We start from the raw sequence: 24,122 nt of genomic DNA, 5'->3' as shown, positions 1-24,122 counted from the left end.
TTACCAGTAATAGTCCAGTGTTGCATCGACGTTCAATCCGAAAACCGGATGGTATGCACTTTCCGACAGCTGCACCCATACACCGTTGATGTTTTCTATCAGCCCGTTATTTCTGAGTTGCATCAAATCTTTGTCATACACGTTGACCGAAAAACGTTGCAACTGTCTCATCAACTTGCGATTCGGGCCGCCATAACGCAATTGGTCGATCAGCGGGTTGCTATCGATTCTTTCGGATCGGTATCGCACGATAACACCATGCTGGCTCTTGTCATCGATCAGCTTGAACCGCATGGCCGCCGTACGGAACTGGATATTGAGCTGAGGGGCATCTGCAACAAGCAGTTCCATTATTTTCTGTACATCGAAACTGTTCAAGCGTCCGTAATACAGGCTGAAGTACTGTCTGAAGGCTCTCGGCATGAGGGTCGTTGCCAGTTCTGGAAATGCTCGGAACATCTCCTTCCCGGCTTGTTCAGCCTTCAGCATGATGCCGGGAGGCGGTGGTTTCGGTGGGTTGAATACGAGGACATCCCCTCTTTCATGTTTTCCTTCCCGGTTGCATCTGCCAGCAGCTTGTGCGATGCTGTCAAGACCGCTGAATGCTCGATAAACCCTAGGGAAGTCTATATCTACACCAGCTTCGAGCAGTTGTGTACTGACGACACGAACAGATTCTCCATCAATCAGCTTTGACTTGATATCGGCGATAACCTGGCTTCTGTGTTCAGGGCACATGAGTGCAGAAAGATGAATGGTGTCTTCCGGCATCAGCCCATGTAGCTCACGGCAATCTTTTCGGGTATTGACGATGCATAGCGCCTGTCGTTGGGTCGTAATGGCTTCAGCTATTTTGTCCCATTCATGCCTCTCATCGGCATCGCCAAGCATGTTTACCGTTACTCGCTGAAATACCTTGAACAAGTTGTCGGGATCAGACATCAGTTCCCTGACACCGTCATTCTTGAAACCTTTCAGCACATTCTGTCCGGTTCCGACTCTGCCGGACAAGACTGGCTGTGTAGCTGTGCACAGGACAATTGAGGTTCTGAAATGCTCCGCAAGCAATTCCAGAACGGAAACAACCGGTTGCAGATACCCGGTGGGCAGCATCTGCGCTTCATCAAGCACAATAACTGAATTGACGATGTTGTGGAGCTTCCGGCATGCTGAGCTTTTGGCGGCAAATAAAGATTCGAACAACTGCACGTTCGTGGTCACGATAATTGGTGCATCCCAGTTCTCTGAGGCAAGCCTATACTTCCCGCTTCCTTTTTCAGGATCGAGGTTGCTGTGATGTTCAAGCACCGCATCATTGCCAAATATCTGTCGGTACTGATCGGCAGTCTGTTCGATGATACTGGTATAGGGTATGGCAACAATGATTCGTTTTTTTTGGAACCGGATTGCATGCTCAAGGGCAAATGCCATGGAGCACAGTGTTTTTCCGCCACCTGTTGGTACCGTCAGGGAAAAAAGTCCCGGCTCCAGAGCGGCATTCGTACGGCATTCTTCTAGAATCAAGTTTCTTGCCCGGTTTACTGGTGAATCTTTAGCTCCAGCCTGTTTCCGGGCCATGAAATGATTAAACGTATCTTTCAGTTCGGAAAGATTGTATGCATGTAACCTCGCTTGAGCCTTATCCGGATTCATGAATGCTTCTGTATCGAGAAAGTCCGCATCGACAAGACAGGAATAAAGCATGCGAATCCACAGGTGCATCAATTCGGGAGCTGGAGTCGGGCTTCCACAGGGGTGCGTCGTCGGTAAGGAAACCTCAAGAATGTCAGCCGGAGGCTTACCCTGTAATGCATGTTGAAGATGATGATGATCCTTGTTCTCTATCCGTTCGGGCAATGTTTGGCCGCCAGTACCGGGTTCACGATACCAGTCCGGCAACCCCGTGTGATGGCCGGCAATGAGATAGGCCAGAGCTTTTCCGATCAGGGCGTGTTTCTGCACGGCATGTATGGCTCCAGCAGCGGAATGGTCAATCTTGCCCATCATCCTCCTCGGAATAATCCCCATTGTTCCTGCGGATATATTCCTGCCAGGTCGGGTTGAATTTGCCAAGATCATGCAATAATCCCGCAGCTTGCAGCCAGTCGGCATTGCCGAACTCTTTTGCAAATCTGCCGGCAAGTTCTGCAACATGCATGAGGTGGTCATGAAGGGAATGTTCTTCCCAAACGGAATCCTCTAATTGACGGAGATGTGCAACGGGTTTCATCGGGGGAACTGGGCTGAGTTTTCTACATTGACAAGAATCGCGCAAATCGACTGCATAAATTGCAGAACGTTCTCTGGTTGGGAAGGAAGGGTTGATTTGATTCTATGCCGCCTTACCGTGAAGTCCTATTGGTGTAATTTATGCATTGATTTCAATAAATCACTATGTGTTAAGCCGGCGATTCAAAAGCAATCTACTATGGGCTATGGGACAAAGGGTGTCCTAGGTGTAAAATTTATGTGCGTAGAGCGTTATTTTCCTATAGCAATTACATTGAGACGGTGGGTATTGGGTAGTCTGCGAGCTTATTTTTGTTATATATTTGAAAGAAATCCTGCAGTGAAGGTCTGCAAACAGACAACATAAACATACAGCCATGTTCAAGATCAAGACCATCCTCTGTCCGGTTGATTTTTCCGATGTATCGAAAAAGGCGGTGCGTTACGCCCAGGAATTTGCCTTGGGCATGGGTGCGTCACTCATGCTGCTCAACGTAGTCGAGCCCCGTCCGATGGCTGTTGACATCTCGCTCAACTATGTGCCGCTTGAAGAGGACCTCGAGAAGGCTGCCACAGAGGATCTCGAGCTCCTGCTCGGTGAGCTTCGTGCTGCCGGCATCAAGGCCGATGGGCTTGTACGCATCGGCAATCCTGCCGACATCATCCTGGAGCGGTTGAACGAACTCGATGTCAACCTCATCATCATGGGTTCCCACGGCAAGAAAGGGCTCAGCCGCCTCCTGATGGGAAGCGTTGCCGAAACAATCGTGCGCAGGGCTGGCTGCCCGGTGCTGATCGTCAAGGATGATGAGAAGGAGTTTATCGGCGAAGCCTAAAGGCTTCGACGAGCAGATCGGCGCCCTCGAACGGGCTCAGCCGGCCGGCAGCAACCTCGGCCTCTATCTCCGCCTTCCGCTGTTGTATGGCAGGGTCGCTCCGGTACGCTTTCCTGAGTCCCCATTCGACGAGGTCCCGGAGCAGGCTTGAGCGTTGCTGCAGCTGACGCAGCTCAAGCTCCCCGCTCTTTTGGAGAAGATCGAAGAAGCCGGTAATCTCCCCCCAGGTTTCCTTGATGCCTGCTCCGCTGCGTGCCGAGGTGAGGAGCACCTTCCGCCGGTGTCCGGGGTGTTTCTCGGGCAGCATGCCGAGGGCTGCCGTAAAGTCGGATGCTGTTGCTTTGGCCAACTCCACCCGCTCTCCGTCCGCCTTGGTGACGCCGACTGCGTCCGCAATTTCCATGATCCCGCGTTTTATCCCCTGCAGCTCGTCACCCGATCCCGGCAGCATGAGGAGAAGGACGAAGTCCGTCATGGCATCGGCATGTACTTCCGACTGGCCCACCCCGACTGTTTCCAGTATGATGACTTCATAACCCGCCGCTTCCAGCAGCAGCATGGTTTCATGGGTTTTTGGCGCTCCGCCTCCGAGGTGGCCTGAGGACGCGGTAGGGCGTATGAAGGCCTCTTTTCGTGCGGTCAGCTTTTCCATGCGGGCCTTGTCGCCGAGAATGCTTCCTCTCGAACGCAGGCTGCTCGGGTCGACGGCAAGGACCGCAAGGCTATGACCGTTGCTGATGATCTCTTCGCCAAGTGATTCGATGAAGGTGCTTTTGCCGGCTCCCGGCGAGCCGGTGACGGCAATGCGCATCGCATGCCGACCTTCAGTGATGCATTGCTCAAGGATGCGGCGTGCCGATTCGGCGTGCACCGGGTTTTCGGATTCCACGAGCGTGATGGCTCTGGCAAGCATCTGGCGGTTGCCGCCAATCACGCCCCGGGCAATGCTTTCCGCATCAAGCGGTCCTCCGGTTCCCGCTGACCCCTGCCTGCTCATACGCCGGTTTTTCCTATGAGGATGCTGAGAATCTCAATGGCTGCATCGGCAATGACGGTACCCGGCCCGAATATCGCCGCTACTCCCTCTCTACGGAGGAACGCATGGTCGCGTTCGGGTATGATGCCGCCGGCAATCACCAGAATATCCTCCCGTCCTGCCTCCCTGAGCAGCTTGACTGTCTCCGGGATGAGGGTCTTGTGGCCGGCTGCAAGGCTGGAGATGCCGATGAGGTGCACATCATTGTCGAGCGCCTGCTGGACGACCTCTTCAGGGGTCTGGAAGAGCGGGCTGATGTCGACGTCGAAGCCGACGTCGGCAAAGCCGGCTGCAATGACTTTGGCTCCGCGGTCATGGCCGTCCTGTCCGACCTTGGCGACCATGATCCTCGGCCGTCGGCCTTCGATGGATGCAAAGGTGTCGGCAAGGTCCTGTGCCTCCCTGAACCGGTGGTTGTGTTCCATTCCTGACATGTAGACGTTGCTGTTGAGCCTGACTGTTGAGCGGTATCGGCCGAACACCTCTTCGCAGGCTGAGGATATTTCTCCGAGTGTGGCGCGTTTGCGCGCAGCATCAACGGCGAGGGCGAGAAGGTTTCCCTCTCCCGATCGGGCGCATTCCGTCATGGCCCGGAGCGCTGCCTGGGTTTCCTCCGGGTTGCGGGTGGCCTTGATTCTTTCAAGGCGTTCCATCTGTTTATGGAGCACCATGGTATTGTCGACCTCAAGCAGCTCGATGTCGGTTTTCTCAGCGGTACGGTAGGCGTTCAGGCCGATGATGCTGTCTTCTCCGCGATCAATTCGGGACTGCTTGCGGGCGGCCGCCTCTTCAATCTGCCGTTTCGGGATGCCCTGCTCGATAGCCTTCACCATGCCTCCGGCTTCTTCGATCTCTTCAATGATCTTCCACGCTTTCGATGCAAGCTGGGATGTGAGGGATTCGACATAGTATGAGCCCGACCACGGGTCGATGCTCCGGGTGATGTCGGTCTCCTCCTGCAGGTAGAGCTGGGTGTTGCGGGCGATGCGCGCCGAGAACGGGGAGGGCAGCGCGATGGCTTCGTCGAGGGCGTTTGTGTGCAGCGACTGGGTATGGCCGAGTGCGGCGCCGAGAGCTTCTATGCAGGTTCGCGCAACATTGTTGAACGGGTCCTGCTCGGTGAGGCTCCAGCCGGAGGTCTGGGTATGGGAGCGCAGCATCAGCGATTTCGGGTTCTTCGGATTGAAGCGCTTCACGATTTTTGCCCACAGCATCCTTGCCGCCCTCAGTTTGGCGATCTCGGTGAAGTAGTTCATGCCGCTGGCCCAGAAAAAGGAGAGGCGGGGGGCGAAGGCGTCGATATCCAGGCCGGCTTCGAGGCCGGTACGGAGGTACTCGAGTCCGTCTGCAAGGGTGAAGGCCAGCTCCAGGTCCGCCGTGGCACCGGCTTCCTGCATGTGGTAGCCGGAGATGCTGATGGAGTTGAACTTCGGCATCGTGGCGCTCGTATAGCGGAAGATGTCGGCAATGATACGCATTGAAGGCGCCGGAGGGTAGATGTAGGTGTTGCGGACCATGAACTCCTTGAGGATGTCGTTCTGGATGGTTCCGCTGAGTTTTTCCGGCCCCACGCCCTCTTCTTCGGCGGCGACGATGTAGAATGCCATGACGGGGAGCACCGCCCCGTTCATGGTCATCGAAACGGAGATGTCGCCGAGTGGAATCCCGTCGAAGAGGATCTTCATGTCCTCGACCGAGTCGATGGCGACTCCGGCCTTGCCGACATCTCCCACCACCCTCGGGTGGTCGGAATCATAGCCGCGGTGGGTCGGAAGGTCGAAGGCGACCGAGAGACCTTTCTGGCCTGCGGCAAGGTTGCGGCGGTAGAAGAGGTTTGACTCCTCGGCCGTTGAAAACCCTGCATACTGCCGGATGGTCCACGGCCTGGTCGTGTACATGGTGGAGTAGGGGCCTGCGGTGAAGGGCGGGAACCCCGGCGCACCCTGCAGGTGCGCTTCAGAAGCTTCTTCACGGCCGGCATAGGAGCGGCATTCCCCGAGTCCTTCCGGGGTGAGCCAGCGTGGCGTTTCAGCCTCGTCGTGCTGCGGTGCTGCGGGTACTGCCCCGCTGAAAATATCAATGGATGAAAAATCGGGTTTCATTACGCTCCTGTCGTGTGTTGGTATTTCTCGAGCATTGCGGGGCAGTCGACCCCGGTATAGATGAAGCTGTCGATCCCTGCGGCAGTAAGCCGTTCGTGTCCTTCGGGGGGCTTTCCCGCCATCACCGGAATGATGCCCGAGGAGGCCTCTTTAAGCATCCGGCAGATTGATTCGGCTGAGGGAACGGGGTCTTTTTCGGCGATGCAGAGCACCACAAAGGAGGGCTTGTCTGCAAGTGCGGTCGCGCACGATGCAGCCTCAACCGCCAGTTCAGCGCTGCCCGATATGGCGAACCCTCCGCAGCGGAAGAAGTCTTCGGTAAAACCTGCCTGCAGGCGGGATACGGCCGGGTTTCCGTGCATCCAGATGAACACCGACGGGGTGCGGCCGGTCTTTAGGGCATGCGATGCCGTGCGGAGCCGGATCCGTTCGAAGCGTGCCGTTTCACTTCCCTCCACGCTTTCGTCGGCTGTTGCCGTGAGGGCGTCGAGATGGAGGAGCTGCTGCGGAAGAAGGTCTGCGGGGTAGCGGTTGACCCCGACAAGGGTTTTTTTCCTTGTTGCCGCCTGTTTCAGGGCAGCGCTGCGCGCAGCGGCAATCATGGATTCCACAAGGGGGGATGCGGCACTGAGTCCGCCTGCCGATTCGATGGTCTTGAAAATCTCCCAGGCCGTTCCGGCGAGCTTTGCCGTCATGGTTTCGATGAAGGGCGATCCGGCGGCAGGGTCCTGGACCCTGCCGAGCCCGGCCTCCATCGTGAGCAGCAGGTGGATGTTCATCGAGATGCGGGCGGCTTCACCCGCGGAGGTCGATTTCCCGGCGTCGAACGGAGCGATCTCAAGCGTTTCGTACCCTCCGGCGATGGCCGAGGCTGTTTCGGTAGTCAGACGGAGCAGGTTGGTATGGGGGTCGAGGAGCGAGAGGTTTCTGCGAGAGGTTCTGGCGAAGAGGCGGGGCAATGTGTCCGCCGGTATCCCGTATGCTTCAAGGAGATGGGGGAGCAGTGCCCGCAGCGCCCTCGGTTTGGCCATCTCAAGAAAATGGCTCGAGCCCACCGCCATAGTGATGGTCATTTTCCCTGCAATGCTTTCCCCGGGGATTCCGGCTTCAAGGAGCTCTTCAATCATGTCGCTCATGCCGGCAAGAGCAAGCGCTACCTCTTCAGCTGGAGTCGCGCCCCTGTCGTGGAAGGGGACGGTGTCCACGCAGAGGGTCCCGAAGGTGACCGGGAGGCCTTCACCGGAACAGAGTGCCTGAAGCAACCCGGAATCTCCGGCCGGAGGAGGGCTGAGCAGTCCGCCGGTGTTGGCAGAGAATCCATCCATTGCGGCGAGTGCCCCGGTGAGGGCGAGATGGTCCGGCGTGCCGGAAAACCATACGGGGACGTTTTCAAGGCTGATGCCGGAAAGGAGCCGCCGGGTATATGCCGGCCGGCAGCTCTCTTTGCCAGTCATGACGAACTCGAGCGCACCGGCTCCCTCCTCGAGTGCCCGAAGCGCATCCCGGTTTGCCTCTTCGGGATCTTCAGCCGTGATGCGTCGGCAGCTTACTGCGGTGGTGCCGCCTGCCTGCATGGGGACCCTGATCCGGGGCGAGGGTTCATTGATGCCGTACCAGGGTTCAAGCGGGAAGCCGTCGGGCGTCTGCCATACAATCCGGTCATAGGTTTTGCCTTCCCCGAGGTCTGACGCCACCCGTTCTTTCCATTCAACCCGGCTTACCGCCGGAAATTCACTATACCCGAGACCGGGCTCCTGTGCTGTCATTGCTTGCTGTTTGATGGTTGCCGGCTGATGATGGCCGATATTTCGCGCTTCATTTCAGATGGTCGTGCGATGCGGGAGGCGTATCCTTTTTCCCTGAGCCAGTCGGCTGTCTGAAATCCTTTCGATGTGGGTAGGCCGGTATACTGTTCGATGACCCGTTTGCCTGAAAAACCGATATTGCCCGCATTATGTTCTATGATGTGCTCTCCACGAGATCCGGCTCCGATGGCCACGCCGCCAAGGGTCGGGTCGGAAATGATGGTGACGAGCGGAAGCCCGGCCCGCTCGACGGCCGAGAGCGCTACATGGATCTTGGGGATGCTCGTCATTGAGGAGCACCCTTCGTGCATTCTCGCCCCGCCGCCCGTGGCGTGGATGACGAGCGGGCACTGCCGCTCGAGGGCGATGCAGGCGGCAATGCGCAGCTTTTCACCGGTCGACATGGAGAACGAACCGCCGAGGAAACTGAAATTCGAGGCACAGAACACCACATCCTGCCCCTCTATTCTGCCGTCTCCGGTGATGAAGGCCGTGGCGGTGCCGGAGCGCTGGCGCGCCTCCCTGAGTTTTTCGGGGTAGTTGGGGAAGGCGAGGATGTCGCTGTCGATGATATGCCGGGTTTGGGGATGTTCCCTGAACGAGCCTTCGTCGAGCACGAGCGCTATATAGTCATGTGCCGTGAGGCGGAGGTAGCGGTGAAGGCAGGTGTCGCAGCGAAAGTTGTCTCGCCGGAGTGTAGAGAAAAGCACCGGGTCTACGATGGCCCGGCCTTCGCTGTCGCGACACCCTTTGTGGCGCGGAACAAACCGGTTCTTTTCGGGTGCATCGGGGAGGTTCCGGACTGGTTTTTCAAAAGTCTTGATCTCCTCTTCAGCCATATACTCCCACCGTCCGATACGCTTCCAGCGCTCCATCCTGCTGCTGAACACCTCATCGAGAGAGAGTGCGGAGAGCTTTTCAAGCCAGCGGAGCACGCCGGAGCGGAAAGAGCGGAGTGCTCCGTCAGGGAACCGGTGCGCCGGGCCTTCCGATTCCGGGATCAGGTCGTCGATGATGCCGAGCTCCAGCCCCTCATGTGCCGTGATGCGGGAAAGTTCGGCGGCAAGTGCTGCCTTCTGGCGGGTATGGAAGAGGATGGATGAACAGGCTTCGGGAGAGATCACCATATAGGTCGCATACTCCATGGCGAGTATCCCGTCGCAGCCGCTGAGGGCTATGGCGCCGCCGCTGCATCCGCGGTTGATGATCACAGAGAGGGTGGGGACGGAGGCTTCGGCGAGCGACTGCATGCAGCGGCCGATTTTCCAGGCGATGCCGCCGGCTTCCGAGGCCTCGGTGGGATCAGCCCCTGCCGTATCGATGATGGTGATGATGGTTCGCTTCTCTGCTTCGGCGAGGGCGATGGCCTCGATGGCCTTCTGGAAAGCCGCCGGGGTCGGCATGCCGTGGTTCCAGCGGGCGATCTCCTCCGGGTTTTTCATGATCTCCTGGAGGCGGGCGAAGTCGGAAGTCGGGGAGGACTGCTGGCCGATGAGCATCACCCGGTGGGTGGTGCCGTTCAGGGTGAGTTCGGCGCGGTGGACCTGTATGGTGCAGCTGCCGAATCGGTCGCTCCGGAGACACTCTTCCTGCTTCTCGAACAGGGTGAGGTAGTCGAGGTACCGCGGACGCTCCGGATGGAACGAGAGAAGGTACTTGTCATACTCCGAAAGCGCCTCGATGTCTGCATGTGCATAGCTGAACCCTTCCTGTTTCTCGAAAGGGAGCTGGAAGTGCTTCATTCCTCTTTCTTTTTCCCGGTGAGTTCCATAAGTACCCGCCCCGTGTCTTTCGGATGGAGGAAGAGAATCTCCTTTCCTCCGGCTCCCCGGCGTATCTCACCGAGCGGGCGCATGCCAAGGGCTGTTACGCGCTCCTGTTCCCGGGCTACGCTGTCTGTGGAGAACGCGATGTGGTGCATGCCCTCTCCGTTCTTCTCCAGAAACTTCGATATGGGGCTTTCCGGGGACATGGGTTCGAGCAGTTCGATCTTCGTCTCTCCTACCTGAATGAATGCCACCCGTACCTGTTCGGAGGGGACCTCCTCGATACGTATGGCATCCGCCCCGCAGCCGAGGACGTTCATGTAGGTCCGGACTGCTTCGTCGAGGTTCGATACGGCGATGGCGATATGGTCTATTTTACTGATCATTGATTCCTGTTGTCATGTGGCATAGCCGATTGTGCTGAGGGCTGTACGTATCTCTTCGAGGATGTCCGGGTCGTCGATGGTTGCCGGGATGTCGAAGGGCTCGCTGTTGGCCAGTTTGCGCATGGTTGAGCGGAGGATTTTTCCCGAGCGGGTTTTCGGGAGGCGGTCGACGATGACGGCGTTTTTGAACGATGCGACCGGACCGATGTTCTCCCGCACGTACTCGATGACATGTTTGACGATCTGCTGGTGCGGGGTGTCGACTCCTGTTTTGAGTACGAGGAAGCCGAGCGGTACCTGCCCCTTCAGGTCGTCGTGGACTCCGATGACTGCGCTTTCGGCAACGTCGGGATGGCCGGACAGCTCCGCCTCGATGGCGCCGGTCGACAGACGGTGGCCGGCCACGTTGATGATGTCGTCGGTCCTCGACATGATGTGGATGTAGCGGTCCTCATCAATGTAGCCTGCGTCGCTTGTCTGGTAGTAGCCGGGGTAGCGGGTCATGTAGTTTTCAACGAACCGGTTGTCGGCCTTCCAGATGGTCAGCATGGTGCCGGGAGGGAGCGGAAGCTTGATGACGATGTCGCCCATCTCTCCTGTCGGGAGTTCCTCCATGTCCTGGTTGACCACCCGCACGTCATAGCCCGGCACGGCACGAGAAGCCGAGCCGTACTTGACCGGTCCGGGTTCGATGCCCTGGCAGTTGGCCGCAATGGCCCACCCGGTCTCCGTCTGCCACCAGTGGTCGATCACCGGAACCTGGAGCTTTTGTTCAGCCCATTGCACCGTGTCAGGGTCGGCCCGTTCGCCGGCAAGGAACAGGGTGCGGAGCGAGGAGAGGTCGTACTGCTTCATGTAGCGGCCGTGGGGATCTTCTTTCTTGATCGCCCTGAATGCGGTAGGGGCGGTAAAGAGCACCGAGACGCCGTATTCAGAGACGATCCTCCAGAAAGTGCCGGGGTCGGGAGTGCCGACGGGCTTGCCTTCGAACAGCAGGGTCGTGCATCCGTGGAGAAGCGGAGCGTAGACGATGTAGGAGTGGCCGACGACCCATCCCACATCGCTTGCCGCCCAGTAAACCTCACCGGGTTTCACGTCGTAGACGTGCTCCATGCTCCATTTGAGCGCCACCATGTGGCCGCCGTTGTCGCGGACGATGCCTTTCGGCTGGCCGGTGGTCCCTGAGGTGTAGAGGATATAGAGCGGGTCGGTCGACTCAAGCGGCACGCACGCTGCCGGCTCGGCGCCGAGCAGCGACTGTTTCCATGAGAGGTCCCGCTCCTCGTTCAGTTCCGCCTTCAGCTGGTCGCGCTGGCGGATGATGCAGATTTCAGGCTTGAAGTGTGCCAGTTCGATGGCGAAATCCAGCAGCCGCTTGTAGTCGACAACCTTCGAGTGCTCGATGCCGCATGAGGCCGACACGATCACCTTTGGTTTGCAGTCGTCGATGCGCACGGCAAGTTCATGGGAGGCGAAGCCGCCGAATACCACCGAGTGGATGGCGCCGATCCTCGCACAGGCAAGCATGGCGACCACCGCTTCGGGTATCATCGGCATGTAGATGATCACCCGGTCGCCCTTGCGCACGCCCCTCGACTGCAGTGCTCCGGCAAACAGGGCCACGATGTCGCGCAGTTCCCGGTAGGTATATCGTTCTTTTGTGCCTGTGACCGGGCTGTCGAAGATCAGCGCAAGGCTGTTTCCCCGGCCTTCGTCGACGTGGCGGTCCAGCGCGTTGTAGCAGGTGTTGGTGGTTCCCCCCGTAAACCAGCGGTAGAAAGGCGGGTTCGAGCTGTCGAGGACGCGGTCCCATTTCCGGTACCAGTGAAGCCGGTCTGCGGCTTCTGCCCAGAAGGTTTCGGGACTCTGGACCGACTGACTGAAAATCTCGTTGTAGGAGTGTTCCATGGGGGTGCCCTCGCTATGTTGGAGTGGGTCGTGAAACGGGACGTCGCCGATCATCATGTTACTGAAAATTCAGATGTGGAACAATTGGCAATTGTTACCTTCTGCCATCCCTTTTCATGGGTGGTTCACCCGCCGGGAGCGGCTGCACCAGCTTGAAGAGATCGGCAAGCTTTTCGATCGAGAGCGCTTCGGCCCTGAGTTTCAGGGTTCCTTCATCGACAGCCTGAAGCATGTAGGCGTCTTTCAGGTTGTTGTAGAGCGTTTTGCGCCGCTGGTGGAATGCGGTACGCACAAAACGGCTGAATGCCTGAGCGTCCTCTACGGCCACATTCTTTTTCGGCACCATGCTGATGACGGCGCTGTCAACATTGGGCTGAGGGCGGAACACTTTTCTGCCGACCTTGAAGAGGTAGCGGACATCGCAGAAGGTCTGCAGCTGGACGGCCAGAATCCCGTACTCTTTCGTCGAGGGGGTCGCCACGAGGCGTGCAGCGACCTCGTGCTGCATCATGAGGGTCGCCGAGGTGATGGAGCGGCGGTTCTCCAGCAGCTTGAAGAGAATGGGGGTGGTGATGGAGTATGGAATGTTGCCGAGAACCCGCAGGGGGCCGCCGGCGGCCAGCCGCTCAAGGTCAATATCGAGGAAGTCCGCTTCAATGAGCTGCAGCTGCGGATACTCCTGCCGGATGAATGCCGCCAGCGCCCGGTCTTTTTCGACCACCGTGAAGGCGGGGCATACCTCAAGGATCTCCCGCGTCAGCGCCCCGAAGCCGGGGCCGATCTCAAGGATCCTGTCCTGGGACCCGGCACCCGAAGCAGCAACGATTTTACGGGTGATGTTCCGGTCGGTGAGGAAGTTTTGCCCCAGTTTTTTTTTTACCGCTATTTCTGTATGCTTATATTCAACTCTTGTCATGAGGGGCGTGGTTTGCAGCCGCGCTCTGCCGGGCGGGCGCAACGTTGGTAGGCAGTTTCAATAATCTACTCTATTCTGATCAGTAATGGGAGAAAATAACATCGGAGCCGAAGCCGGGCAATATGTTTCCCGCGGAAACAAAGCCACCCGAACCGGATTTGGGGAAGCCCTGCTTCAGGCAGGCCATGAGGATGAATCCGTCGTCGCTCTCTGCGCCGACCTGACCGGCTCGCTCAACATGCACCTGTTCCGCGACGCCTACCCTGAGCGCTTCATTCAGACCGGTATTGCCGAAGCGAACATGATTTCCATGGCAGCAGGCCTTGCGACCACCGGGAAGATCCCGTTTGCCGCCAGTTTCGCCGTGTTTGCCACCGGCCGGGTCTACGACCAGATCCGCCAGTCGCTCTGCTACTCGAACCTCAATGTGAAGGTCTGTGCTTCGCACGCCGGGCTCACCCTCGGTGAAGACGGCGCGACCCACCAGATCCTTGAAGACATCGGCATCATGCGGGGCCTGCCGCGCATGACGGTGGTCGTTCCTGCCGACTACAGCGAGACGAAACGCGCCGTCAAAGCAGTTGCCGCCCACAATGGGCCTGTCTACCTGCGGTTCGGACGACCCAATATTCCCGACTTTTCTCTTGATGAAGACGGATTCGAGATCGGCAAGTCGATCGAACTCCACCCCGGGAAGGATGTCACCGTGATCGCCTGCGGCATCATGGTCTGGAAGGCGCTTGAAGCGGCCAGGATCCTTGAAAAGGAGGGCGTCGGCGTGCGTGTGATCAACATGCACACCATCAAGCCGATCGACACCCTCGCCATTGTACGCGCTGCAAACGATACGGGGGCGATCGTCACGGCTGAGGAACACCAGATCCACAACGGCCTTGGTGACGCCGTTGCCGGCGTCTGTGCCCGCAACATCCCTGTTCCTATCGAGATGGTGGGGGTCGAGGACCAGTTCGGCGAGTCGGGAAAACCTGACGACCTGCTCCAGAAATACAAGCTGACGACCGAGGACATTCTTGAAAAGATCTATCTTGCCCTTCGAAGGAAGGACTGAATTGCACCGCGGCCCTTCCGGCTGCGTGGTGACGAACATTGCTTCCGGTACCCGTGACGGGCGTGTTGGCCTTAGGGGGTACCGGAGTTTTATTAAAGGAACGAAGCTAAACGGGAAGGATTGAGATATGGGAATGCCGAATTTTGGCGATATGATGAAGCAGATCCAGCAGGCTGGTGAAAAGATGCAGGATGTGCAGAAACAGCTGGAAAAGCTGGTCACCTCCGGCGAGGCAGGCGGAGGCATGGTGAAGGTGACGGTCAACGGCAAGCAGCGGGTGCTCTCCCTGTGGATCGATCCCGAGATCATGGACGATGCCGAAATGGTTCAGGATCTGGTGCTTGCTGCCGTGAACAGTGCGCTCGAGGCCTCTGGCCGGATGGCGCAGGAGGAGATTTCGAAAGTGGCCGGCGGAATGATCAACCCTCAGGACATCCTGAAAAACCTCGGCCAGTAACCCCCGGGCATGCAGTACAGCTCATCCTCAATAGAAGCCCTGATTGACGCTTTCTCGCGTCTTCCGGGCGTGGGCCGCAAAACCGCCCGTCGCCTTGCCATGTACGTTCTGCAGCAGCCGCGGCTTGAGGCCGAGCGGCTTGCCCGGGCGCTCATTGATGTGAAAGACAGGGTGATCCGCTGTTCGGTGTGCCAGAACGTGACCGACCGCGAAGAGGATCCCTGCTCAATCTGCACCAGCCAGGGGCGTGACCGGACGGTCATCTGCGTCGTCGAGTCGCCGGTCGACGTTCTCGCGTTTGAAAAGACCGGGCACTACCGGGGCCTCTACCATGTGCTGCACGGTGTGATCTCCCCGCTGGACGGGGTCGGACCGGACGACATAAAGATCCGCGAACTGCTCGGCCGGCTTTCACCCGAAGGGATCGGAGGCGTTCGTGAAATCGTGCTTGCCCTGAACCCCACGATTGAGGGCGAGACGACATCCCTCTATCTCAGCCGGCTGCTCAAGCCGCTGGGGGTGGAGGTTACAAAGATTGCCAGAGGCATCCCTGTCGGTGCCGAACTTGAATTCATTGACGAAGCCACCCTTTCCCGGGCCATGGAAGGCCGCTCGGCGGTCTAACGGGAACGGCCAGGTTTTCTGCAAGCAATTGAACGGTATTTATTGATATGACTGGAGATAAGAAATCGGTACTGATCCTCGGCGGCGGCCTTGCCGGCCTCACAGCGGCAAAACGGCTTGTTGATCGTGGTTTCGAGGTCAAGGTTCTTGAGAAACGCGACCTGTTCGGCGGAAAAGTTTCTTCCTGGAAGGATGAGGAGGGCGACTGGGTGGAATCCGGCACCCACTGTTTTTTCGGCGCCTACGATGTGCTGTACGATCTCCTTCGGGAAATCGGGAGTTACCATGCGGTCCTCTGGAAGGACCACCGCCTGACCTATACAATGGCCGGAGGAGGGCGCTTCACCTTCAGCACATGGAACCTGCCGAGCCCCCTGCACCTGCTTCCCGCCATCATAAACAACGGGTATTTCTCGTTCGGCGAAATGGCCGCATTCTCCCGTTCGCTCATTCCGCTTGCCCTGCAGCGTGACGCCTATGCGCCGACCCAGGACCATCTGACGTTTGCCGAGTGGGCCCAGGAGAAGAAATTCGGTAAGAATCTCATGGACAAGATGTTCAGGCCCATGTCGCTGGCCCTGAAGTTCATTCCCCCCGAAGAGATTTCCGCCAAGATCATCCTCGACGTCACCGAAACCTTCTACCGCATTCCGGACGCTTCGCGCATGGGATTCCTGAAAGGGGCCCCTTCGGAATACATCCATAAGCCGCTGGTCGGGCACTCCAGGGGGAAGGGCGCGGAGTTCCGTACCGGTGCGGCGGTCGATGAGCTTCTTTTCGACGGCAGCGAAATCAAGGGCGTGCTCCTTCGGAACGGAGAGATCCTGACGGCCGACTACTACCTTGCCGCACTGCCGATACACAATCTCAACCGTGTCATTCCCCCGACCCTGAAGCAGCATGACCGGTTTTTCCATGGTCTCGACAACCTTGAAGGGGTGCCGGTCGTTTCCGTGCAGCTTTGGTACGATCGAGAGATCACTCCGGTTGACAATGTCCTCTTCAGTCCCGACGGGGTGATTCCCGTCTATGCGAACCTTGCACGTACGACGCCTGAATATGCGACGCTCCGCGGCAAACCCTTCAACGGCGGCAGCCGCCTTGAGTTCTGCGTGGCCCCGGCTTCTCCCTTGATGAAGATGACGAAAGAGGAGATCGTCCGCCAGGTTGACCTCTCGGTGCGCAACTGCTATCCCGCCTCATCGGCCGGAGCCACCGTTCTGAAGTCGACGGTCGTCAGAATTCCCCGGTCGGTCTATGCTCCACTGCCGGGGATGGAGCAGTACCGCCCGACGCAGGAGACCCCTCTCCGCAACCTCTTCCTTGCCGGCGGCTTTTCCCGGCAGCTCTACTACGACTCCATGGGCGGTGCGGTGATGAGCGCCAACCTGGCGGCAGCGGGGATCATGAAAGCAGCAGGAGTCGGGGAGGGATAAAAAAAATATTCGGAAAATGATTATTCGGAAAATGAAAAAATGTTATCTTTGAGACCCTGATTCAGGCTGTGGGATGAACAGGCAGGCCCTTGTAGCTCAGTGGATAGAGCAGTAGTTTCCGGAACTAAAGGTCGGCAGTTCGAATCTGTCCAAGGGCACAGGGAAGATCATATCGGGGTGTGGCTCAGATGGTAGAGTGCTGCGTTCGGGACGCAGAGGTCGTGGGTTCGAGTCCCGCCACCCCGACACTAAAGGCGATTGCGGCAGGTTCCGCAGTCGCCTTTTGTTATTATGTCACAGTTCCCTCCTCCCCCCGCCCGACAATGCAACTCTATATGCTGTGGTTATATTTCAGTATTGCTCAGAGTGAATAAAAGTATATTTTACATAGTGACGACTTGCCCCCTCCCTCAACTCTTGTCGCATCATTATGGAAAGGACCCCACCCCCGGGCCATGAGCCCTCTTTGGTAAACCAGGCTTTGCCCGATGTCAGCGGACATGCCATCACGGACAGCATCATTGAGTCCATCCCCGGAGCGTTCTACATGCTGGACGCCATGGGGCGGTATGTACGGTGGAATGCCTATCAGCGTGACGAGATCCTCGGCCTCAGCGACGAGGAAATGGCGGGTCGCAATGCCATGGCAACGTTTCATCCCGATGACAGGGCAGAAGCGATCGAGCGGATGCGCCGCGTGTTGGAGACGGGGGAGGAGGACATTGACGAAGGCCGGGTGCTGCTTCGCGGCGGGCCCGATTATCGCTGGTTCCTCATGACCGGCCGGCGTGCAATCATTGCCGGCATGCCGTATATCATCGGTACCGGGCTTGATATTACCGACCGCAAAAAGGCAGAAGAAGAGAACGAGAGCCTCGGTCAACAACTGCAGCACTCCCAGAAAATGGAGATCGTCGGCAAGCTCGCCGGCGGCATAGCGCATGATTTCAACAACATGCTGGCCGTGATTCTCGGTCATACCGAGGCGCTTCTTGAGGAAACCGCTCCAGAAGGGGAGTTGCGCAGACATCTGGATTCCATCCTCAAGGCGGCCAGCCGTTCCGCGGATCTTACCCGTCAGCTGCTGGCGTTCGCCCGCAGGCAGGTCGTTCTTCCGAAGGTGCTCGAACTCGACTCAGCTGTTGAGGGGACGCTTTCCCTCCTGCAGCGGCTTATCGGTGAGCATGTCGCTCTCAAGTGGCAACCCGGTTCGGGGGGGGGTGCATATCAAAATCGATCCCTCGCAGATCGACCAGATCCTCACCAATCTTTGCGTGAATGCACGGGATGCGATAGGGCAGAGCGGAACGGTGACCATAAGTACCGCGAGCGTCCACCTTGAGCGCCATGTACCCGAAGATGGATCTGCAGGGCACAGGCCGAACCACTATGCGGTGATTTCGGTCGAAGATACCGGCGCGGGAATGGATCCTGAAGTCCTCTCCCATATTTTCGAGCCGTTTTACACAACGAAGGATCTCGGGAGGGGTACCGGTCTTGGTCTGTCGACCATTTACGGCATCGTCAAACAGAACCATGGCTTCATAGACGTTGCAAGCCAGCCCGGCAGGGGGAGCCGGTTCAGCATCCATCTGCCGGTTGTCCATGTTCTTGGAGATGATGCAGACATGAAACTTGAAAGGGAGGCGTCCGACACTTCAGCCTGCAGTGGCGGCCGGGTGGTCCTTATCGTCGAGGACGAGCCCGACATCCTCAAACTCTGCCGGTTCGTGCTTGAAAGCCGGGGCTTCACGGTTCTCGTCGCCTCTTCTCCGTTGAAAGCTCTTTGCCGGGTCCGGGAGTATGCCGGCTCGATCGACCTCCTGCTTACCGACGTCATCATGCCGGAGATGAACGGGAGTGAACTGTCCGCAAGGCTCACCGAGCTCCATCCGGATGTCAGGGTGCTCTACATGTCCGGTTACACGGCCGACATCGTCGGTAGCCACGGAGTGTCCGACAGGAGCGTTAATTTCATCCAGAAGCCCTTTTCCGTCAAAGAGCTGATCGGCAAGGTGCAGGAAATGTTCAGGACAGAGGCATAGCCGGCCCGTCGGCCCCATTTTTTTTGTCAATGATTTCTATGACGGTGTCGTGGACTGCCAGAAAGCTCTCGTCCGTCATGATCATCCATGCCGCAAATCCTTTCAGGATGCCTTCGGGCATCTCGTTGATGCCGCTGTAGGTGCTGATGCCTCCGGCAGTATGTATACGTATCTGCATGCGGGCCTGTTTGTCCCGACTGCGGACCATGGTGGCCACAGTCATTAAAACAATTGGACAGCAATTGCCGTGCCGGAGGCAGAGCGGCGCAGTCGGCATCAGTCGATGCCTGTGTGCGTTGTTCCGAACTGATACAGTTGCGGCGTTACGGAACGCATGTCCGTAAGGGGGTGTGTCTTATTCAGCCGGCGTGCATTCGGAAGTGGTATGGAATTCCAGGGAGGGGTAGTCTTCTCTGGCAACCTTCAGCATCCATTCGCTTTCTGCAAGGAATACAGGGCGCTCTTCGCGGTCAAGGGCGATTGCACCGGCCTTGCGGCGGCGGAACTCTTCAAGCATCTCCTTGTCGGCTCCCGTCACCCAGAATGCCTTGTGGTACCGGAGGGGGGTGAAATCGCACTGTGCGTTGTATTCGTGTTCGAGTCGGAACTTGATGACGTCGAACTGCAGTTCGCCTACCGTGCCGATGATCTTGCGGTTCCCGAACTGGATGAACAGCTGCGCAAGACCCTCTTCGGTGAGCTGACGGATGCCTTTGTCGAGCTGCTTCTGCTTCATGGGATCCCGGTTTTCAAGGGCCTTGAAGATCTCTGGGGAGAAGCTCGGGATGCCGCGGAAGTGAAGGTCCTCGCCTTCGGTGAGGGTGTCGCCGATTTTCAGTGAACCGTTGTCGTAGAGGCCGATGACGTCACCCGGCCAGGCATCGTCGATGATGCTCTTTTCGTTGGCCATGAAGTGGGTGGGGCTTGAGAACCTGACTTTTTTCTGCAGCCGGGTGTGGGTGTAGAACCGGTTGCGTTCGAACCGCCCCGAGCAGATCTTGAAAAACGCCGTTCTGTCGCGGTGGTTCGGGTCGAGGTTTGCATGGATCTTGAAGACGAACCCCGTCATGGCCTCCTCGGCTGCGTGAACCGTTCGTTCGGCAGCTTCACGGGCATCAGGGCTCGGAGCTATTTCTGTGAAGGTCTCAAGCAGCTCCCGGATGCCGAAGTTGTTGATGGCGCTTCCGAAGAACACCGGCGCCAGAAGACCCTCGCGGTAGAGCTCTCTGTCGAACGGCTCATAGACGCCTTCTATGAGAAGGACATCGTCGCGCAATTTTTTTGAGAAGCTTTCAGGGATCCACCGGTCCAGTTCCGGATCGTTGAGGTCCTGGAGGCTGACGAAACTCTGTGTCACGCGGCTGGAACCCGATTCGAACAGGTTGAGGCTTTTTCCGTAGAGGTTGTAGACACCCTTGAACGACTGGCCCTGTCCGATGGGCCAGGTGAGGGGGCGGACACTGATCGAGAGTTTGTTCTCAAGTTCATCAAGCAGCTCGAACGGCTCACGTCCTTCGCGGTCCAGCTTGTTGATGAAGATGATGACCGGAGTTCGGCGCATGCGGCAGACCTCCATCAGGCGTTCGGTCTGTTCCTCGACTCCTTTGACGCAGTCGATGACGAGGATGACGCTGTCAACGGCCGTAAGGGTGCGGTAGGTATCTTCTGCAAAGTCCTTGTGACCCGGCGTGTCAAGAATGTTGATGCGTCTCGAGCCGTACTCGAATCCCATGACGGAGGTGGCCACTGAAATTCCCCTCTGCTTTTCAATCTCCATGAAGTCGCTGGTCGCGCTCTTGCGGATCTTGTTGCTTTTTACTGCGCCGGCGGTCTGTATGGCTCCGCCGAACAGGAGGAACTTCTCTGTCAGTGTGGTTTTGCCTGCGTCGGGGTGGCTGATGATGGCGAATGTCTTCCGTCTCGAGATCTCTTTCTGTAAATCCATTGGTGTTCGGTGCGTTTCTTCGTGTGTCGGTTGTGCCGGGCGACAGGGGGGGAAGATACGAAGACGGCGTCCAAAAAAAGAATTTCATCCCGCCGGACGGCTCCGGCGTAGCGCCGGGTCCCGCCCGGCTGTTGGCAGCATAAAAAGGAGTGTATTCCAGTCGTTGCTGATGTATCTTTCCCTAAACCTCACTAGTCCCCATAACCCACTGGCCGTTTGCAGATGGAGCGCATGGATTTTTCTTCTGTCACTTTTGATTCCCTCTGGGCAACCCTTGCCGCAGCTCTTGCTGTCGTCCTCTTCGGCTTTTTGTTTGCCGGCCGTATCGCAGGATTTGCGGCCGGCCTCCTTAAGCGGGTCCCCCTCATCAGGCTGGCTGTCGGCCGACTGAAGCTCAATGATCCATCGGCCCTCACCCGCGGCGTTACCTATGCCGCCCGACTGGCACTCATACTCGCTGCTTGTGCCGCCGGTCTGCAGATTCTTGCAGGTCATCCCGTCATCGCGCGCAGTATTGGTGAAGGATGGTTCGCTCTCAGGGGCTTGTTGCAGATGCCTGCTGTCGAGCTGTTCGTAAATGTTGCTCTCATTGCATTTGAGACGTTGCTGCTGCTTCGGATATCGGCTTGGCTCAAAACCGGCTTCCAGGCGCTTGAAGTGCGCATCCGTCGGGAAAAGGACCGCAGGCTGAAGGGTTTTTCCATCCAGAAGGTGCAGGTATTCACGGCCTCCCAGCTCACCGGCTTTCTTCTTGGCCTCAGCCGTTATGCCCGCTATACCCTCAATGCACTGCTTGCGTTTGTCTACCTGACCGGCCTGTTCAGCATTTTTCCCGGGACCCGCGGAACGGTGCAGAGTGCCCTCGGCTCCCTTTTCCTCAGCATCGAGCATGCCTGGAGCGGATTTTTGGGCTACATCCCGAGCCTCTTCATTCTCATGCTGGTGATCCTCTCCACCCGGTACGGACTGAAGCTGATCGGGTTCCTCTTCGGCGAAGTTGAAAAAGGCACGATCACCCTCAGCGGATTCAAGGCGGAGTGGTCCACGCCTACCTATCAGCTGGTCCGTTTTCTGGTGATAGCACTCGCGCTGGTACTCTCTTTCCCGTACCTGCCGGGTTCGTCTTCACCCGCGTTCCAAGGCATTTCGGTCTTCATTGGTCTGCTCTTCTCGCTGGGTTCAACCTCTGTCGTGGCCAATGTCGTCTCCGGTGTCGTGATGACCTACACGGGCGCATTCAGGGTGGGGGACCGGGTGAAAATATCCGACACCGTCGGTGACGTCATCGAAAAGGGGCTGCTCGTCACCCGCATCCTGACCATCAAGAACGAGGAGATCACCATACCCAATGGCATGGTGATGGGAAGCCACATTATCAACTACAGCGGCGTGTCGCATGCGGGCAGGCTTATCCTGCATGCTACCATCACCCTCGGCTATGACATCTCCTGGCGGCTGGTGCACGAGACCCTCATAAATGCGGCAGGCAGGACAGAGGGCATCCTTCAGGATCCGAAGCCTTTCGTCCTGCAGACCGGCCTGGACGATTACTATGTCCGCTATGAGATCAACGCCTATACCGATTGCCCCCTGCAGATGGCCCTTACATACTCCATGCTCTACCAGAATATCCAGGACTGCTGCGCAGAAGCGGGCATAGAGATCCTTTCGCCGCATTATGCGTCCCTCAGGGACGGCAACGCCTCAACACTTCCCCCGGGGCACCAGGAGACGGGCGTAGAGGCACCGCAGTTCCGTGTCCATGTTGACGGCAATGCTAAATGACGTGCGATTCGCTCATGCCCTGGGGACTATTCCTCATTGAGATCGCCGGGGTCCTATGGCGGTTTGAAAAAAAATGCTATACTGGCTCAGCATTTTCTGTTGGAGGCTTTCAATACTTTAAATGATTCATACGCCCATGAATTTCAATCCCTGGCATCACGTCGAGATCGGTGAGGACAGTCCTAAGATTGTCAACGCAATCATCGAAATCTCACAGGGCAGCAAAACCAAGTACGAGCTCGACAAGAAAACCGGCATGCTGAGGCTCGACAGGGTGCTGTTTTCCTCCGTGTTCTATCCCGCCAACTACGGCTTCATCCCCAAGACGCTCGGCGATGATCATGACCCGCTTGACATCGTGGTGATTTCTCAGTGCCAGATCGTGCCGATGTGCATGGTGCGTGCACGGGTGATCGGCGTGATGCGCATGATCGACCACGGCGAGGGTGACGACAAGATCATAGCCGTTGCTGAAGATGACATGAGCCTCAGCAACATCTTCGACATCGACCAGCTTTCACCACACTTCAATTCGGAGCTCCAGCACTTTTTCGAAGAGTACAAATCACTCGAGAAAAAGACGGTGCTTGTCGAACAGTTCCAGAATGCCGAGATCGCGCGCCAGAGTGTTGTGCATGCCATTGCAAACTACGACAAGGTCTATGCACCCAAAGTCTGAGGCCCGGGGCTTCATTCTATGCTTGAAGCGGCAGGCGGACTCCGGTCTTCCTGCCGCTTTCTGTTTCCAGCCGCTTAATCGCAGGGTGTTGGAGTGCGCTGTACTATATTATACCTATACAGCGCATTGCAATCTCACCTTGCAGTCAATCCAGGAGACACGGCCATGGACAGTTTGCTTGATACCTCAGTATTTTGTGCCGCACCCGGCGAAACGCTCGACCTCTCCTCCCGTCCGACCCTTGTCGAACCGCTGTACTCATCAGGAAAGCACTATCGGGAGCTGCTCTCAGCCCATGTGACGTCGCTCAGTGAGCTGCAGGAGGTACACTATGCCGACAACCGCTATGCGGTACTATTGGTATTCCAGGCCATGGATGCGGCAGGAAAGGACAGTTGCATCCGTCACGTCATGACCGGTGTCAATCCCCAGGGATGCGAGGTCCACAGTTTCCAGCATCCCTCGATGGAGGAGCACGCCCATGACTTTCTATGGCGCACCACCTGCGCCCTTCCCTCCCGGGGCCGTATCGGCATCTTCAACCGGTCTTACTATGAAGAGGTGCTGATAGTCCGCGTTCACCCCGAAATCCTTGAGAGCGAAGGAATCGCCAACGGTCACCCCCGGAAGGAGGATGTATGGGAAGCCCGCTTCCGCTCGATCAACGACATGGAACGCCATCTTCACGCCAATGGTACCCGGATCGTGAAGTTTTTTCTCCACCTTTCAAAAGAGGAGCAGCGGCGTCGGTTCCTGAAACGGATTGACAAGCCGGCCAAGAACTGGAAGTTCAGCATGAACGACATCGAGGAACGCCGATACTGGGATGAATACATGGCAGCGTATGCCGCCTGCCTGTCGGCGACAAGCAGTGCCGATGCCCCCTGGTACATGGTTCCGGCCGATGACAAGCGCAACGCCCGGCTGATTGTTTCCTCCATACTGCTTGATCTCTTCAAGGGGCTGGATCTCAGCTATCCTGTCGCTTCAAGTAAACGGAAAAAAGAGCTGCAGGCCTGCAGAAGAGTGCTGTTGGCCGAATAGCTGAGCTCCCCTTGATGCAGAACCGGGGGCGGATGGACGATGCGGCATGGGGGT

Annotated in this window: 21 protein-coding genes and 2 tRNA genes; 12 read left to right on the top strand and 11 right to left on the bottom strand. The window is 57.6% G+C overall.

Annotated features, from left to right (window positions below):
* Positions 1 to 2,007, bottom strand: coding sequence for a CRISPR-associated helicase Cas3' (gene cas3 / locus PLUT_RS06725; protein WP_238974564.1), 2,007 nt, complete (start codon positions 2,005 to 2,007; stop codon positions 1 to 3).
* Positions 1,991 to 2,230: a CRISPR-associated endonuclease Cas3'' gene (locus PLUT_RS11515; protein WP_081423686.1), complete on the bottom strand. Its 240-nt coding sequence runs from the start codon at positions 2,228 to 2,230 to the stop codon at positions 1,991 to 1,993. The genes cas3 and PLUT_RS11515 overlap by 17 nt, the downstream gene beginning before the upstream one ends.
* A gap of 376 nt (positions 2,231 to 2,606) precedes the next feature.
* Between PLUT_RS11515 and PLUT_RS06720 the strand changes: the two genes are divergently transcribed.
* Positions 2,607 to 3,065, top strand: coding sequence for a universal stress protein (locus PLUT_RS06720; RefSeq protein WP_011358026.1), 459 nt, complete (start codon positions 2,607 to 2,609; stop codon positions 3,063 to 3,065).
* Here the strand turns inward: PLUT_RS06720 and meaB are convergent.
* The 7 genes from meaB to rsmA all read right to left on the bottom strand — a co-directional run bounded on the left by meaB (position 3,049) and on the right by rsmA (position 12,984).
* Positions 3,049 to 4,062 carry a methylmalonyl Co-A mutase-associated GTPase MeaB gene (meaB, locus tag PLUT_RS06715; RefSeq protein ID WP_011358025.1) on the bottom strand — a complete coding sequence of 338 codons (1,014 nt, stop codon included), beginning with the start codon at positions 4,060 to 4,062 and terminating at the stop codon, positions 3,049 to 3,051. The two genes, PLUT_RS06720 and meaB, sit on opposite strands and share 17 nt — an antisense overlap.
* Positions 4,059 to 6,203, bottom strand: coding sequence for a methylmalonyl-CoA mutase (gene scpA / locus PLUT_RS06710; RefSeq protein WP_011358024.1), 2,145 nt, complete (start codon positions 6,201 to 6,203; stop codon positions 4,059 to 4,061). The genes meaB and scpA overlap by 4 nt, the downstream gene beginning before the upstream one ends.
* Positions 6,203 to 7,969 (bottom strand): methylmalonyl-CoA mutase subunit beta, encoded by a 1,767-nt coding sequence (locus tag PLUT_RS06705; protein ID WP_011358023.1) that lies wholly within the window; start codon positions 7,967 to 7,969, stop codon positions 6,203 to 6,205. The genes scpA and PLUT_RS06705 overlap by 1 nt, the downstream gene beginning before the upstream one ends.
* A complete protein-coding gene (locus PLUT_RS06700; RefSeq protein WP_011358022.1) occupies positions 7,966 to 9,750 on the bottom strand; it encodes a carboxyl transferase domain-containing protein in 1,785 nt (594 codons plus the stop codon). The genes PLUT_RS06705 and PLUT_RS06700 overlap by 4 nt, the downstream gene beginning before the upstream one ends.
* A complete protein-coding gene (gene mce, locus PLUT_RS06695) occupies positions 9,747 to 10,160 on the bottom strand; it encodes a methylmalonyl-CoA epimerase (RefSeq protein ID WP_011358021.1) in 414 nt (137 codons plus the stop codon). The genes PLUT_RS06700 and mce overlap by 4 nt, the downstream gene beginning before the upstream one ends.
* Before the next feature lie 12 nt (positions 10,161 to 10,172).
* Positions 10,173 to 12,068 carry a propionyl-CoA synthetase gene (locus PLUT_RS06690; protein WP_011358020.1) on the bottom strand — a complete coding sequence of 632 codons (1,896 nt, stop codon included), beginning with the start codon at positions 12,066 to 12,068 and terminating at the stop codon, positions 10,173 to 10,175.
* Between the two features lie 94 nt (positions 12,069 to 12,162).
* Entirely contained in the window at positions 12,163 to 12,984 is an 822-nt protein-coding gene (rsmA, locus tag PLUT_RS06685; protein WP_011358019.1) for a 16S rRNA (adenine(1518)-N(6)/adenine(1519)-N(6))-dimethyltransferase RsmA, read from the bottom strand.
* A gap of 85 nt (positions 12,985 to 13,069) precedes the next feature.
* On the opposite strand from rsmA, the gene PLUT_RS06680 reads away from it, so the two are divergent.
* The 8 genes from PLUT_RS06680 to PLUT_RS11130 all read left to right on the top strand — a co-directional run bounded on the left by PLUT_RS06680 (position 13,070) and on the right by PLUT_RS11130 (position 18,615).
* Complete coding sequence (locus PLUT_RS06680; RefSeq protein ID WP_011358018.1) at positions 13,070 to 14,053, top strand: transketolase family protein; 984 nt, start codon at positions 13,070 to 13,072, stop codon at positions 14,051 to 14,053.
* A 127-nt stretch (positions 14,054 to 14,180) separates the two neighbouring features.
* On the top strand, positions 14,181 to 14,510 hold the full coding sequence (locus PLUT_RS06675; RefSeq protein WP_011358017.1) for a YbaB/EbfC family nucleoid-associated protein: 330 nt from the start codon (positions 14,181 to 14,183) through the stop codon (positions 14,508 to 14,510).
* Between the two features lie 9 nt (positions 14,511 to 14,519).
* Complete coding sequence (recR, locus tag PLUT_RS06670; protein ID WP_011358016.1) at positions 14,520 to 15,134, top strand: recombination mediator RecR; 615 nt, start codon at positions 14,520 to 14,522, stop codon at positions 15,132 to 15,134.
* Between the two features lie 47 nt (positions 15,135 to 15,181).
* Positions 15,182 to 16,570: an FAD-dependent oxidoreductase gene (locus PLUT_RS06665; protein ID WP_011358015.1), complete on the top strand. Its 1,389-nt coding sequence runs from the start codon at positions 15,182 to 15,184 to the stop codon at positions 16,568 to 16,570.
* An 85-nt stretch (positions 16,571 to 16,655) separates the two neighbouring features.
* Positions 16,656 to 16,728, top strand: a tRNA-Arg gene (locus tag PLUT_RS06660).
* A 15-nt stretch (positions 16,729 to 16,743) separates the two neighbouring features.
* Positions 16,744 to 16,816, top strand: a tRNA-Pro gene (locus tag PLUT_RS06655).
* A gap of 235 nt (positions 16,817 to 17,051) precedes the next feature.
* Positions 17,052 to 17,912, top strand: a complete 861-nt coding sequence (locus PLUT_RS11135) for a PAS domain S-box protein (RefSeq protein WP_049752372.1) — start codon at positions 17,052 to 17,054, stop codon at positions 17,910 to 17,912.
* Positions 17,845 to 18,615 (top strand): response regulator, encoded by a 771-nt coding sequence (locus PLUT_RS11130; protein ID WP_162010066.1) that lies wholly within the window; start codon positions 17,845 to 17,847, stop codon positions 18,613 to 18,615. Before PLUT_RS11135 ends, PLUT_RS11130 begins: the two co-directional genes overlap by 68 nt.
* Here PLUT_RS11130 and PLUT_RS06645 read toward each other — a convergent pair.
* On the bottom strand, positions 18,599 to 18,793 hold the full coding sequence (locus PLUT_RS06645) for a hypothetical protein (protein ID WP_157858160.1): 195 nt from the start codon (positions 18,791 to 18,793) through the stop codon (positions 18,599 to 18,601). The two genes, PLUT_RS11130 and PLUT_RS06645, sit on opposite strands and share 17 nt — an antisense overlap.
* A 177-nt stretch (positions 18,794 to 18,970) precedes the next feature.
* On the bottom strand, positions 18,971 to 20,560 hold the full coding sequence (locus PLUT_RS06640) for a peptide chain release factor 3 (RefSeq protein WP_011358013.1): 1,590 nt from the start codon (positions 20,558 to 20,560) through the stop codon (positions 18,971 to 18,973).
* Between the two features lie 231 nt (positions 20,561 to 20,791).
* On the opposite strand from PLUT_RS06640, the gene PLUT_RS06635 reads away from it, so the two are divergent.
* From PLUT_RS06635 to PLUT_RS06625, 3 genes are all read left to right on the top strand, one after another.
* Positions 20,792 to 22,345, top strand: coding sequence for a mechanosensitive ion channel family protein (locus tag PLUT_RS06635; protein WP_157858159.1), 1,554 nt, complete (start codon positions 20,792 to 20,794; stop codon positions 22,343 to 22,345).
* A 136-nt stretch (positions 22,346 to 22,481) separates the two neighbouring features.
* Positions 22,482 to 23,024 carry an inorganic diphosphatase gene (locus PLUT_RS06630; RefSeq protein ID WP_041464126.1) on the top strand — a complete coding sequence of 181 codons (543 nt, stop codon included), beginning with the start codon at positions 22,482 to 22,484 and terminating at the stop codon, positions 23,022 to 23,024.
* Between the two features lie 165 nt (positions 23,025 to 23,189).
* Positions 23,190 to 24,068 (top strand): ADP-polyphosphate phosphotransferase, encoded by an 879-nt coding sequence (locus PLUT_RS06625; RefSeq protein ID WP_011358010.1) that lies wholly within the window; start codon positions 23,190 to 23,192, stop codon positions 24,066 to 24,068.
* Positions 24,069 to 24,122 lie beyond the last annotated feature (54 nt).

The organism is Pelodictyon luteolum DSM 273 (assembly GCF_000012485.1).
Classification (GTDB): domain Bacteria; phylum Bacteroidota; class Chlorobiia; order Chlorobiales; family Chlorobiaceae; genus Chlorobium; species Chlorobium luteolum.
The sequence above is the reverse complement of the archived record's forward strand: the minus strand, read 5'-3'. Positions and strand labels throughout refer to the sequence as shown.